Genomic DNA, 12,775 nt, shown 5'->3' with positions numbered 1-12,775 from the left:
CATTCCTGATGTCGACACCGCCGTCGTCTGAGTCCTCCACGTCCGAGGCGACCCCGAAGAAGGACCACGGCCGCGCCGGCCGCGACCTCAAGGCCGCGGTCGGGTCCGCGGTCGTGCTGCTGAGCGCGATCGCCGCTTCGCTGGTCTTCTGGAAGCCGGCCTTCATGGTGATCGTCGCGGTCGCCGTGGTGGTCGCCGTCTGGGAGCTGCGCAAGGGCCTGCTCGCCAAGGACATCGACCTGCCCGAGCAGCCGCTCATGATCGGCGGCGTCGTGATGGTCGTCGTGGCCTACGTGTGGGGTTCGGCGGCGCTGGTGACCGCGACCGCGGTCAGCGCGCTGGTGATCATGCTGTGGCTGCTGCGTCGCGGCGTCGACGGCTACGTCAAGAATGCCACCGCGTCGGTCTTCGCGCTGGTCTACCTGCCCTTCCTGGGCTCCTTCGTGGCGCTGATGCTGGCCGAGGGCGGCCGCACCGGCGGCGGCCTCGACGACAAGGGCGTGCAGGGCATCATCACCTTCATCCTGGTGACGATCGCCTCCGACATCGGCGGCTACATCGCCGGCGTCCTGTTCGGCAAGCACCCGATGGCTCCGGTCATCTCGCCGAAGAAGTCGTGGGAGGGCTTCGCCGGCTCCACGCTCGCGACGGTCGGCGCCGGTGTCGCGCTGGTCGTCTACCTGCTCGAGGGCGACTGGTGGATCGGCGTCGCGCTGGGCCTGATCGCGGTCGTCATGGCCACGCTCGGCGACCTCTGCGAATCGGTCATCAAGCGCGACCTCGGCATCAAGGACATGAGCCAGGTGATCCCGGGCCACGGCGGCCTGATGGACCGCCTGGACTCGCTGCTCGCCACGATCGCCCCGATCTGGCTGCTGCTGCACTACGGCATCTTCACCTGAGGCCGGCGGCGACCTCGCCGAGCAGCGCCATCGCCTCGGCCAGCTGCTCGTCGGAGAGGTACGGCGCCGGGCCGAGCCTGAGGTGCTGTCCCCGGTGGTCGGCCTGCACGCCGCGCCCGGCGAGTGCCGCCCGCAGCTCGGCCGCGCGAGGCGAGCGCAACGCGAGGAAGCCGCCGAAGCCCTCGGCCGGGGTCGCCCGGTCCCGGGTGACGAGGTCGTCGGGCAGGTCGAGGGCGTCGAAGGCAGCGGTGAGCAGCCCGCGCTGGCGTTGCGAGACGGCCCGGAGGACCGGGGGAGCCAGGCCCTGCTCGTCGAAGAAGTCGAGCACACGGGCGGCGCGGTAGTGGCTGGTCGGGTCGTACGTCGACCCGGCGAACCGGTCTCCGTCGTGGGCGAACCAGCCGGTGACCACCGGCTGCAGGCCGCTGGCGTGCGGGGGGATGCGCAGGAAGCAGTTGCCCTCGCCGAGCTGGAGGTACTTGTAGCCGCCGCCGAGGATCCAGGCCTCGTCCAGCCCATCGGTCCCCACGTCCAGCGGGAGCACGCCGAGCTGGTGGTAGGCGTCGACGAGGAGCTCGGTCCCGGTCCGCTCGCAGGCAGCGGCCACGGCCGCGAGCCCCGGCACGACCAGGGAGGTCTCGTACAGCACGGACGACACCACCACGGCCGCGGTCCGGTCGTCCACCGCTGCCGCGACGCGCTCGGCCAGCGAGTCGACCGGCGTGGCCGGCACCCGCACCACCTCGAGCCCGGCGTCGGCGAGCCGGTCGAGCTGGCGACGGGCGGAGTCGAACTCGGCGTCGGTGGTGACCAGCCGGGGCCGGGCGCACAGGTCGAGCGCGGAGAGGAAGCGCACCAGCAGTTCGTGGGCGCTGCCGCCGAGCGCCACGTCGGCGATCGGGTCGCCGACGAGCACCCGGACGCCGTCGCGCAGCCGCTCCGCCTTGGCCGCGGCCCGGTCCCACTTCCGGCCGAGGTCGAGGGCGGCGTCGTCCCACGCCTCGAGGACGCCCTCCCGGGCGATGTCCGGCCACGCCTGGTGGGAGTGACCGGTCAGCAGCAGCCGCTCCGCCACCCGGAACCGGGAGTAGTGGGCGGCGAGCGGCGCAGAGGTCACATCTCGCTCCGGATCGCCCAGAGGTCGGGGAACAGCTGCCGGGTGACCGTGCTCCACAGGTAGGTCGCGCCCGAGGAGCCGCCCGTGCCCGGCTTGGCCCCGATCGTCCGCTCGACCATCTTCACGTGCCGGTAGCGCCACTCCTGGAGGCCCTCGTCGAGGTCGACCAGCCGCTCGGCGACCTGGGCCGCCCCGCCGTCGTCCGTGTACGCCGCCAGCAGCAGCTGCTGGACCTCCGGCGACGGCTCCCACGGGCTGGTCAGGTCGCGGTCGAGCGCGGCCCGCGGGACGTCGTACCCCTGCGTGGTGAGGTAGCGCAGGAAGGAGTCGAAGACCGACGGACGCGACATCGCGGCCGCGATCCGCTCGCGGCCGGCGCTGCCCTCGGGGTAGTGCTCGAAGACGCGGCGGTCGCGGCGGCCCAGGGTGGCCTCAAGCTCGCGGAACTGCTCGGACTGGAAGCCGCTGGACGCGTCGAGGCGGCCGCGGAAGCTGGTGAACTGGCGCGGCGTCATCGTCTCGAGGACGTCGACCTGGGCGACCGCGACCTTGAGGATGGCGAGCACGCGGCCCAGCGTGTGCAGCGCGCGGGGGGTGTCGCCCGCCTCGAGGCGGGCCTGCAGGCCCGCGGTCTCGTGGAGCATCTGCTTGAACCAGAGCTCGTAGACCTGGTGGATGACGATGAAGAGCAGCTCGTCGTGCTCGTCCGAGCGGGGGTGCTGCGCGGAGAGGACGTCGTCGAGCGAGAGGTAGGCGCTGTAGGTGAGCGCGGGGTGCTGGTCGTTCACGGGCCTACTGTCACAGGTCGGCCGGGGGGACGGCCAGCGGGACGCGCGATGGGCCCGTTGGCTACGATCGGCCGGACATGAACCAGGGATTCGAGGACCGCGCGCTGGCGGACGAGACGGACGACGCGGCCGAGCGGTCGCGGCGGCCCGACTGGTTCCACCGCGGGCACCCGGTGTTCTTCCCGCTGGCCGGCTTCTTCACGGGCATGGCGTCGATCATCGTCGTCCCCGGCCTGTACGCCGCGGTGGTCAAGAGCATCGCGGGCTACGAGCGGGCCGAGGAGCTCTTCCCGTTCGTGCTCCTGCTGCTCGTCGTACCGATCGCGATGCTGGTGCCGCACCACACCCGCCGCTTCGCGAAGTACATGCTGCTCGGCATGGTCGCGACGATCCTCGTGGTCGGCGGCGTCGCCGCGGCCGTGCTCTGGTTCCTGCTCAAGAAGGACGCCTGAGCGCACGATTGGGTACGCCGCCGGGTCGGTGGGACAATCGACGGTGATGTCCGAGCAGCCCGCGACCCCGCCGAAGTCGCTTCCCCTCGTCCTCGCGGAGCCGCGTGGGCGCAAGAAGCCTCCCCGGCACCTCGCGGACCTGACCGACACCGAGCGCAAGGACCTGCTCGTCGAGATGGGCCTGCCGGGCTTCCGCGCCAAGCAGCTCTCGACGCACTACTTCGGCCGGCTGGTCCACGACCCCGCCGAGATGACCGACCTGCCCGCCGCCCAGCGCGACGAGCTGGTGGGTGCCCTGCTGCCCGACCTGATGGACCCGATCCGGCAGCAGAGCGCCGACAAGGGCAAGACCGTCAAGACGCTGTGGAAGCTCTTCGATGGCTCGCTCGTCGAGTCGGTGCTGATGCGCTACAAGGACCGCGCCACCATCTGCATCTCCAGCCAGGCCGGCTGCGGCATGGCCTGCCCGTTCTGCGCGACCGGCCAGGGCGGCCTGCAGCGCAACATGTCGACGGCCGAGATCGTGCACCAGGTCGTCGTCGGCGCGCGGGCGATGGCCAACGGCGACGTCGCCGGCGGCCCCGGTCGCCTGTCCAACGTGGTGTTCATGGGCATGGGTGAGCCGCTCGCCAACTACAAGGCCACCGTCGGCGCCGTACGCCGCCTCACGGACCCGGCTCCGTCCGGGCTGGGCCTGTCGGCCCGCCACGTCACGGTCTCCACCGTCGGCCTGGTCCCGCGTATCCGACAGCTGGCCGACGAGGGCGTCCCCGTCACGCTGGCCCTGTCGCTGCACGCCCCCGACGACGAGCTGCGCAACGACCTGGTGCCGATCAACACCCGCTTCTCCGTGGCCGAGACCGTGGATGCGGCGTACGAGTACTTCGCGAAGACCGGACGGCGCGTCTCGATCGAGTACGCCCTGATGCGCGACATCAACGACCAGGGCTGGCGCGCCGACCTGCTCGCCGACGTGCTCGCGGCCGACGGTCGCGGCACCAGCTGGGTCCACGTCAACCCGATCCCGCTCAACGAGGTCCCCGGCTCGCAGTTCACCCGCTCGCGCGAGGAGGACATGGACGAGTTCGTCCGTCGCCTCGAGGCCAAGGGGATCGCGGCGACGATGCGGGACACGCGGGGCAGCGAGATCGACGCCGCCTGCGGACAGCTGGCCGCCGCGGAGTGATCCCGCCGTCTCGGGAGCGGGTGCACGCGGCGAGCGCGGCGTGGGTCTTCGTCCCCGCCGGCGCGCCGCGGGCCGAGGCCGACGAGTACCTCCTCGTCCGCCACCCCGACTGGACCGAGCGACCGGTGCAGGTGGTCCGGACGCATGCCGGCCGGCCGATGGCCGAGGTCGTCGACGAGGTCCTCGAGCGAGCCCGCCCGATGGTGGACCCGGCCGTGCCGTCGTCGGCGGACGTGGCCTGGTGGGTCCGCCTGGACGCCCCGGACGGGCTGGAGGAGGCCCTGGTCGCCCACGGCGCCCGGCCGGACGAGACCGTGGACGTGCTGGCCCGGACGATCGCGGACGCGGCGGACGACGAGCCGCAGCTGCACCCGGCCGGGGACGTCGAGCTGCGCTGGAGCGACGACCTCGCGGTCTTCGCCGACGCGGTCCGCCTCGCCGCGGACGTCTTCGGCGGCGTGGCCACCGACCGCACGGCGCTCAAGGCGACCTTCCCCGGAGAGGCGGCGAAGGTCCGCGGCGGCGGTGGGGGAGCGGTCGTCGCCTACCTCGACGGTCGCCCGGTCGGCTCGGGCGGGGTGACGCTCGCCGGCCCGGACGCGCGGCTGTGGGGCGGCGTCGTCCTGCCCGAGGCGCGTGGGCGCGGCGTCTACCGGGCCGTGCTCGCCGCCCGGCTCGCCTACGCGCGGGAGGTCGGAGCCGACCTCGCGATCGTCAAGGGCCGGGTGGAGACGTCCGGACCGATCCTGCGCCGGGCGGGCTTCGCCGCGTTCGGGCAGGAGCGGTCCTGGCTGCTCCCGATCGGCTGAGCGGGAGGTCGGGGCGCGGGGTCTCGTGACGGTCGCTGCGCGACCTCCTCGACCACCGGGGCTCAGGCCAGCGGGTTGCCGACCAGCAGCTCGACGTTGCGGTCCTCCGGCGCGCCGGAGCCGTCCAGGTGCTCGTGCCAGTCGTTGGCCGCCAGCTCACGGGCGAGACCGGCGAGCTGGACGGCGTTCGCCGTACCCGCCCCGGCCGACGGCGGGCCGGCGTGGTCCACCATCGTCGTGAAGATCGACAGGGTGCCGTCGGCGTTGTCGGCGACCTCGATGATCCGTGCCTGCTGGGGCCAGTCGATGTGCGAGGCCGTGGTGATCTCCCACAGGCCGCCGCCCGCGGGGCGGGGGCGCGGGGTGATCTTGTTGCGGTGGGTGTGGCCGTTGATCCAGGCGATGACCTGCGGTCGCGCCAGGAGCGCGTCGAGCACGGCGCCGCCGGTGACCCGCGCCTCCAGGCTGCCGCCGGTCGCGATGAGCGGGTTGCCCATCGTGTCGGAGGTGTGGTGGCTGAAGACGAGCACGATCTTGTCGGCGGACTGGTCCAGGAGCGCCTCGAGCCAGGCGAACTGCGTCTTGTCGAGCGACCCGTCGGCGTACCCGTTGGGGTTGACCGTGTCCATGACGACGAAGCGGAAGGCGCCGTTGTCGAAGTGGTAGTACGCCGTGCCGGCCTGGCGGTTGGCGGCAGTGAAGCCGTGGCCGAAGGGTGCGCCGCCCATCGCGAAGTGCTGCTCGACGACCTGCTTGCGGGTGAGCAGGCGGCGGTTCAGGTCGGGCTGGACGGTGCGGACGACGGTGTTCAGCGCCCCGCCGAGCAGGTTGGTCAGCAGCGCGGCCGGGTCGGTCATCAGGTCGTCGAAGAGCTGCGCCGGGTTGAGGCCGAGCGGCGGGGAGACGATCTTGAGGGTGCCCAGCGCCAGCAGGTTGAGCTGGAGGGTGCTCGTGGGGAAGTTGCCCTGGACGAGGCCGTCGTGGTTGCCGAAGACGGAGTACCACGGCATGTTCAGGCCCTCGGCGTTGAACGGCCGGCGGGCGGCGTCGAGCAGACCCGGTACGACGGGGAAGCCGTACTCCGCGCGCGGCCGGTCGACGGGCTTGCCGGCCGGCGCCCCGTGCGGGTGCCAGTAGGCGGTGTCGTAGGTGAGCGGCGAGCTGTCGGCGACGCCCTCCCACTTGTTGGGGTTGCCGGAGTCGACCCGCACCGAGCCGCCGTTGAGCACCCCGATGTTCCAGCGGACCTCGTTGAGCTGCGAGTTGTCGGAGTTGTCGCCGGTCTGGATCGCCAGCGCGAGCGGCTTGCCCGTGACCGGGCCGTCGGCGATCTCGTTGATGGCGCGCACCATCGAGTCGGCGACCTGGCCGGTGAGCATCTCGTGCGGTCGGTACGACGACGTGAACAGCCCCGTCGCGGGGAGCGGGCTCGGGTCGTCGAGCCGGTCGGTCCACTCGAGGCGGAGCGGCGACTGCGCGTCGACGATGTGGATGTCGCTCAGCTGGACGAAGGCGATCATGCCCTCGCGGGCACGGCCCGCACCGGCGGGGACGCCCAGGCCGGCACGTACGCCGTGCGCCTCGCCGGCGACCGAGATGACGGGGCGGTAGCCGCCGGCGCCGGGGGTGCCGGTGGTGAACGTCCGCTGGACGGTGCTGCTGCCGGCGGCGTTGGCCGCGGACGAGCGGAGCACCCCGGGCAGGGCGGTGGCGGCGGCGGCGAGGCCTCCGGCGGCGATGGTCTTGCGGATCAGGTCACGGCGAGAGATCTCCACGCTGCCGTAACGAACCTTCTATGAAATGGGTCACGTCCCGATTCGGGGCACCCCAGCCGTTCACGCGGCGGTCGCCGGACACTTCCGGTCAGGTGACGTTCCGTTGTCGCGGCGTCCCTAGCGTCCTTGGCATGACGAAGCCCGGTACGACGCGACTCAGGGTCCTCGTGGTCACCGAGTCCTTCCTCCCGCAGATCAACGGGGTCACCAACTCGGTGCGCCGCGTGCTGGAGCACCTCTCCGCCGAGGGGCACCACGCCCAGCTGGTCGCGCCGACCGGCCCGGACAGCTACGCCGGGTTCCGCGTCAAGCGCGCCCGCGGCGCCAACCTCCCCTTCTACCCCGACTTCCGGCTCGGCCTCGAGACCCGGCGCCGACTGCGCACCGTGATGACGCAGTACCGCCCCGACGTCGTCCACATCGCCTCGCCGGCCACCCTGGGCTACCAGGCGTCCCGTGCCGCCGCCGAGCTCGGCATCCCGACGGTCGCGATCTACCAGACCGACCTCGTGGGCTTCGCCGAGCGCTACGACCTGCCGGGCGGCGCCCGCGCGATGGCCACGCTCACCCGCCGCATCCACCACCACGTGGACCGCACCCTCGCCCCGTCGACCGCCAGCATCGAGCAGCTGCGTGAGCTCGGCGTGCCGGAGGTCCACCGGTGGGGCCGCGGGGTGGACCTGGTCGCCTTCAACCCGCGCCACCGCGACGAGGAGCTGCGCCGGCGGATCTCGCCGGACGGCCGCCTGCTCGTCGGGTACGTCGGCCGGCTGGCCGCCGAGAAGGAGCTCGACCTCCTGACCCACCTCGCCGACGACCCCCGCTACCGCCTCGTCGTGGTCGGCGGTGGCCCGGACGAGCAGCGCCTCAAGGGGCTGCTCGGCGACCGGGCCGCCTTCCTCGGGCTGCTGCACGGCGACGACCTGAGCCGCGCCTACGCCTCCCTCGACGTCTTCGTGCACACCGGTCGCTACGAGACCTTCTGCCAGTCGGCCCAGGAGGCGCTCGCCTCGGCCGTCCCGGTGGTCGCGCCGGCCGCCGGCGGACCCGTCGACGTGGTCGCCCACGGCGCCACCGGGTTGCTCTACCGGCCCGGCGACGGCCGGGACCTCGCCGCCGCCGTGGACCGCCTCGCGTCGGACGCCGGGCTGCGGGCGACGATGGGTGCGACCGCGCTACGGGCGGTCCAGGAGCGGTCCTGGTTCGCGATCAACGAGCAGCTGATGGAGCACTACCGGGCGGTGATCGGTCCGCGCGCGACCAGCCGGACGTCGTACCGCGCTGCGTGACGGGCGGCCCTCAGCCGAAGAGCGCCGCTGCCTCGTCGACGGTGTCGACGAGGTGGACGTGTCCCTCCATGGCGCGGCCGCGCGCGAGCGCCTGCAGGAGCGGCCAGGCGGGGAGGGTCTGCGTCCAGTAGGTCCGTCCGACCAGGACCATCGGCGCCACCGACTCGTCGGTCGCGTAGTAGTTCTCGCACGCGTCCTGGAAGATCTCCTGCACGGTGCCGCCGGCGCCCGGCAGGAAGACGATGCCGGCATCGCAGACCTGCAGCAGGATCGCCTCGCGCAGCGCGTTGCGGAAGTACTTCGCGACCGCCGTGGCGAAGAGGTTCGGCGGCTCGTGGCCGTAGTGCCAGGTCGGCACGCCGAGGGAAGGCCGCGGCGACGGGCTGAGCTCCAGGGCGTCCCGTGCCGCTCGCACCCAGGCGTCGATCGACGGCCGGAACGACGGTACGACGCCCAGCCGGCCCAGCGCGTCGAGCAGTGCCTCCTCGGGCAGCCCGGCCATCCTGCCGCCGAGGTTGGCCGCCTCCATCGCGCCGGGACCCCCACCGGTCGCCACCACGTGGCGAGCACCGAGGAGGCGGCCCAGCCGGGCGGCGTCGGCGTAGGCCGTGGTGCCCCGGTCCGCGGCGTGGCCGCCCATCACCCCGACGAGGTCGCGATCGCGCACCCACGCGGCGAGGGCGGTGTCGATGGCCTGGTCGTGGAGGACCTCGGCGAGCGCCTCGGCCGGTCCGCAGGCGGCGCGTGCCCAGACGTAGGCGCGGGCGTCGAAGCTCGCGGCGTAGTCGTCGCGGTCGTAGAGGTCGGCGGGGGAGTAGAGCGTGCTCCGCGTGATGTCGAGGCCGGCCAGGTGGGCGGCGCCGGCCTCGCCGGCGCGGGAGTGCCACTGCCGGTCGGTGTCGGTGCGGGACTCGACGACGACGGTCCTGCTGCGGGTGCTCCTCACGCGGCCGGACGCTACCCGACGGGTCCTCGCGGGCCGTGGGTCCGCGGGTTGGACGGTTCCTTGAAATGTTTCTTGATTGACTCACTACAGTTAAGCGAGGACGCACCGGGGTCTCGTGACGGTTGCTGCGCAACCTCCTCGACCACCGGGGACGGCCGCGCCACACCGACACCCATCCCCCGCCAGGAGCCCACGATGACCTACCGTCCCGAGACCCTCGCCGTGCACGCCGGCCAGGAGCAGCCCGACCCCGCGACCAACGCGCGGGCGGTGCCGATCTACCAGACGACGTCGTACGTCTTCAACGACACCGAGCACGCCGCCAACCTGTTCGCCCTCGCCGAGCCCGGCAACATCTACACGCGGATCATGAACCCGACGCAGTCGGCGTTCGAGGAGCGGGTCGCCCAGCTCGAGGGCGGTGTGGGCGCCCTCGCGGTGGCGTCGGGCTCGGCCGCGATCACCTACGCCGTGCTCAACCTGACCTACTCCGGTGACAACATCGTCGCGATCTCGACGCTCTACGGCGGCACCTACGCGCTGTTCGCGCACACGCTGCCGCAGTACGGCATCGAGGTCCGCTTCGTCGACCCGGAGAAGCCCGAGGACCTGGCCAAGCACGTCGACGACAGGACGAAGCTGGTGTTCGCCGAGACGATCGGCAACCCGAAGCTCAACGTCGTCGACACCCGTGCCTGGGCCGACGCGGCCCACGCGCAGGGACTCCCGCTGGTGGTCGACAACACCGCCACGACGCCGTACCTCGAGCGGGTCTTCGACCACGGCGCCGACGTCTCGGTCCACTCGGCGACGAAGTACATCGGCGGCCACGGCACCTCGATCGGCGGCATCATCGTCGACTCCGGCAACTTCGACTGGGCCGCCCACGCGGACCGCTTCCCGGGCCTGACCGGGCCGGACACGGCGTACCACGGCGTGGTGTGGACCGAGGCCGTCGGCAACCTCGCCTACATCATCCGGGCGCGGACCGTGCTGCTGCGCAACACCGGCGCCGCGATCGCCCCGCTCAACTCGTTCCTCTTCCTGCAGGGCCTCGAGACGCTCCACCTGCGCGTCGAGCGGCACAGCGAGAACGCGCTGGCCGTCGCGAAGTACCTCCAGGGCCACGAGGCGGTCGCGTGGGTCAACTACCCCGGCCTCGACGGGGACCCTACAAGGCCGTGGCCGACAAGTTGTTCACCGGCAAGGGGTACGGCGGCCTGGTCTCCTTCGGCCTCAAGAGCGGCCGCGACGGCGGCAAGCGCTTCATCGAGTCGGTCGAGCTGTTCAGCCACCTCGTCAACATCGGCGACGCGAAGTCGCTGGCCGTGCACAACGCCAGCACCACGCACTCGCAGCTGACGCCGGAGGAGCTGGAGGCGGCCGGCGTGCCCGAGGACCTGGTCCGGCTCTCGGTCGGCATCGAGAACGTCGACGACATCATCGCCGACCTCCAGCAGGCCCTGATCGCCGCCAAGTAGGCGCAGGGGCAGCCACCATGACCGACTCCGTCGGGGTCGTCGCGACCCAGCGGGCCGTGCTCACGCAGCGCGGCCCGCTGGTGCTCGCCTCGGGTGCCGCGCTGGTGCACGTCGAGGTCGCCTACGAGACCTACGGCGAGCTGTCGCCGGCCCGCGACAACGCCGTCTTCGTCTGCCACGCGCTGACCGGCGACGCCCACGCCGCCGGCTGGCACGAGGGCGCACGCCGGCCCGGGTGGTGGGACAACCTGATCGGCCCGGGCAAGGCGCTCGACACCGAGCGCTTCTTCGTCGTCTCCGCCAACCTCATCGGCGGCTGCTCCGGCACGACCGGCCCGCAGTCGGTCGACCCGGCCACCGGCCGGCGCTACGGACCGGACTTCCCGGCGCTCGACATGGCCGACTTCGTGACGGCCCACCGCGGCCTGCTCGACCACCTCGGCATCGACCGCCTGCACGCCGCGGTCGGCGGCTCGCTCGGTGGCATGCAGGTCCTCGAGTGGGCGCTGCAGGAGCCGGACCGGATCGACCGCGCGGTGCTGGTCGCCGCGAGCTCGCGGCTCACGCCGGAGAACATCGCCTTCTCCTCGGTGGCCCGTGCCGCCATCCTCGAGGACCCCGACTTCCACGACGGCCGGTACGCCGACCACGGCACCTCGCCACGCCACGGGCTCAAGATCGCCCGGATGATGGCCCACATCACCTACGTGTCCGGGACGTCGCTGGAGGCGAAGTTCGGCCACCGGCGGGCGACCTCGGGCACCGACAAGCGGCTCGGTGCCGACTTCGAGGTCGAGGACTACCTGCAGCACCAGGGGGAGTCCTTCCTGCGCCGGTTCGACGCGCTGTCGTACCTCCACCTGACCCGGCCGATGGACTACTTCGACCCGTTCGGGAGCCACCCGGACGTCGTACCGTCGACGCGCTTCCGGCTGTTGTCCTTCGACTCCGACTGGCGCTTCCCGACGGCCCACTCGCTGCGGATCCGCGACCAGCTGGCCGCGCGCGGGGTGGCCGTGGACCACGCGGAGATCGCGTCTCCGTGGGGCCACGACTCGTTCCTGCTGGAGCCGCCGGGCTACCACGACCTGGTGCGCGGCTTCCTCTGAGCGACCCGGCCTTCCTCAGAAGGCGTGGGCCACCAGCTCGCCGAACAGCTCCTGCGGATCGACCTCCAGCCCGCGCCGCGTGAACCACGAGCAGACGTTCGTGCAGTCGCGCAGCAGGAAGTCGAAGCCCTGGGCGTTGCCGACCAGGTCGACGAGCTGGGGCAGGTCGATGATGACGAGCCGCTCGCCGGCCGCGAGGATGTTGTACGGCGACAGGTCGCCGTGCACGAGACCGGCCTGCACCAGCGTCGCCATCGCGTCCCGCAGCTGGTCGAGGTACGACGCCAGCAGCGCGGGCTCCGGCCGGGTCTGGGCGAGCCGGGGCGCGGTCTCGCCGTCGACCGAGATCCACTCCATCAGGATCTCGGTGCCGTCGACCTGCACGGGGTAGGGGACCGGCAGGCCGAGCTCCCAGCAGCGCTTGAGCGCGTTCCACTCCGACACCGCCCACTCGCCGGCGGCGACCTCGCGGCCGAACGTGCTCTTGCGCTTGATGGCGCGCTCGTCGCGGGAGCGCTTCATGCTGCGGCCCTCGGTGTAGCTCGCCGAGCGGTGGAAGGTGCGGTGGTCGGGCGCGCGGTAGCGCTTGGCCGCCATCACCACGGACTGCGCCGGGTCGTGCGGGTCGGTGCGGTCCAGCAGGAAGACGTCGGCCTCCTTGCCGGTCTTCAGGATGCCGAGCTCGGTGTCGATCGCGCCCTGCGAGGTGACCACCCAGTCGGGGCGGGGCTCGGGGCCGCGGGACAGCGGCTCGACGGAGAGCCAGGTCGACCATCGCTGGCCGGGCTCGACCTCGTCGTAGGACTGGTAGTCGAAGACGAAGCGGGGATCGATGCCGGGGTCGATGCGGGGGGCGATGCGGGGTGCATCGAGATCAGGGGAGAGGTTCTCCTGGAACAAGACGGGTGCTCCTGTGGGTCG

General features: G+C 72.4%; 12 protein-coding genes and 1 pseudogene. 8 read left to right on the top strand and 5 right to left on the bottom strand.

What is annotated here, in order from left to right; translation table 11 throughout:
• Positions 1–8 precede the first annotated feature (8 nt).
• Positions 9–902, top strand: coding sequence for a phosphatidate cytidylyltransferase (locus AC2YHB_RS08760; RefSeq protein WP_179647554.1), 894 nt, complete (start codon positions 9–11; stop codon positions 900–902).
• Here AC2YHB_RS08760 and AC2YHB_RS08755 read toward each other — a convergent pair.
• Both AC2YHB_RS08755 and AC2YHB_RS08750 read right to left on the bottom strand, forming a co-directional pair.
• The gene (locus AC2YHB_RS08755) at positions 895–2,019 is read right to left on the bottom strand and encodes an aminotransferase class V-fold PLP-dependent enzyme (protein ID WP_179647553.1); all 1,125 of its coding nucleotides are present in this window, start codon (positions 2,017–2,019) and stop codon (positions 895–897) included. The genes AC2YHB_RS08760 and AC2YHB_RS08755 overlap by 8 nt on opposite strands.
• Positions 2,016–2,807 carry a tryptophan 2,3-dioxygenase gene (locus AC2YHB_RS08750; protein WP_036546698.1) on the bottom strand — a complete coding sequence of 264 codons (792 nt, stop codon included), beginning with the start codon at positions 2,805–2,807 and terminating at the stop codon, positions 2,016–2,018. Before AC2YHB_RS08750 ends, AC2YHB_RS08755 begins: the two co-directional genes overlap by 4 nt.
• Positions 2,808–2,884: 77 nt before the next feature.
• On the opposite strand from AC2YHB_RS08750, the gene AC2YHB_RS08745 reads away from it, so the two are divergent.
• The 3 genes from AC2YHB_RS08745 to AC2YHB_RS08735 are packed head-to-tail and all read left to right on the top strand — an operon-like array spanning position 2,885 to position 5,254.
• Positions 2,885–3,259, top strand: coding sequence for a hypothetical protein (locus AC2YHB_RS08745; RefSeq protein WP_257026788.1), 375 nt, complete (start codon positions 2,885–2,887; stop codon positions 3,257–3,259).
• A gap of 46 nt (positions 3,260–3,305) precedes the next feature.
• A complete protein-coding gene (rlmN, locus tag AC2YHB_RS08740; protein WP_179647552.1) occupies positions 3,306–4,445 on the top strand; it encodes a dual-specificity RNA methyltransferase RlmN in 1,140 nt (379 codons plus the stop codon).
• Positions 4,442–5,254: a GNAT family N-acetyltransferase gene (locus AC2YHB_RS08735; RefSeq protein ID WP_179647551.1), complete on the top strand. Its 813-nt coding sequence runs from the start codon at positions 4,442–4,444 to the stop codon at positions 5,252–5,254. The genes rlmN and AC2YHB_RS08735 overlap by 4 nt, the downstream gene beginning before the upstream one ends.
• A gap of 62 nt (positions 5,255–5,316) precedes the next feature.
• Here AC2YHB_RS08735 and AC2YHB_RS08730 read toward each other — a convergent pair whose 3' ends face one another.
• Positions 5,317–7,029 (bottom strand): TIGR03767 family metallophosphoesterase, encoded by a 1,713-nt coding sequence (locus AC2YHB_RS08730; protein ID WP_179647550.1) that lies wholly within the window; start codon positions 7,027–7,029, stop codon positions 5,317–5,319.
• Positions 7,030–7,160: 131 nt separating this feature from the next.
• On the opposite strand from AC2YHB_RS08730, the gene AC2YHB_RS08725 reads away from it, so the two are divergent.
• Entirely contained in the window at positions 7,161–8,318 is a 1,158-nt protein-coding gene (locus tag AC2YHB_RS08725; RefSeq protein WP_179647549.1) for a glycosyltransferase family 4 protein, read from the top strand.
• Positions 8,319–8,328: 10 nt separating this feature from the next.
• Here the strand turns inward: AC2YHB_RS08725 and AC2YHB_RS08720 are convergent, their stop codons facing one another.
• Positions 8,329–9,264 (bottom strand): LOG family protein, encoded by a 936-nt coding sequence (locus tag AC2YHB_RS08720; RefSeq protein WP_308645448.1) that lies wholly within the window; start codon positions 9,262–9,264, stop codon positions 8,329–8,331.
• Between the two features lie 195 nt (positions 9,265–9,459).
• Between AC2YHB_RS08720 and AC2YHB_RS08715 the strand changes: the two are divergent.
• From AC2YHB_RS08715 to metX, 3 genes and pseudogenes are all read left to right on the top strand, one after another.
• Positions 9,460–10,377 (top strand): annotated as a pseudogene (locus AC2YHB_RS08715) (O-acetylhomoserine aminocarboxypropyltransferase/cysteine synthase family protein); the annotation flags it as partial.
• Between the two features lie 26 nt (positions 10,378–10,403).
• Positions 10,404–10,745 (top strand): PLP-dependent transferase, encoded by a 342-nt coding sequence (locus tag AC2YHB_RS08710; protein ID WP_487353783.1) that lies wholly within the window; start codon positions 10,404–10,406, stop codon positions 10,743–10,745.
• A gap of 17 nt (positions 10,746–10,762) precedes the next feature.
• Positions 10,763–11,854, top strand: coding sequence for a homoserine O-acetyltransferase MetX (gene metX / locus AC2YHB_RS08705; RefSeq protein ID WP_179647547.1), 1,092 nt, complete (start codon positions 10,763–10,765; stop codon positions 11,852–11,854).
• Positions 11,855–11,869: 15 nt separating this feature from the next.
• Here metX and AC2YHB_RS08700 read toward each other — a convergent pair whose 3' ends face one another.
• Positions 11,870–12,754: a serine protein kinase RIO gene (locus AC2YHB_RS08700; protein WP_179647546.1), complete on the bottom strand. Its 885-nt coding sequence runs from the start codon at positions 12,752–12,754 to the stop codon at positions 11,870–11,872.
• Between the last annotated feature and the right edge of the window lie 21 nt (positions 12,755–12,775).

It is taken from the genome of Nocardioides sp. SRI_004, assembly GCF_057586415.1.
This window is presented reverse-complemented; position numbering and strand designations above follow the sequence as displayed.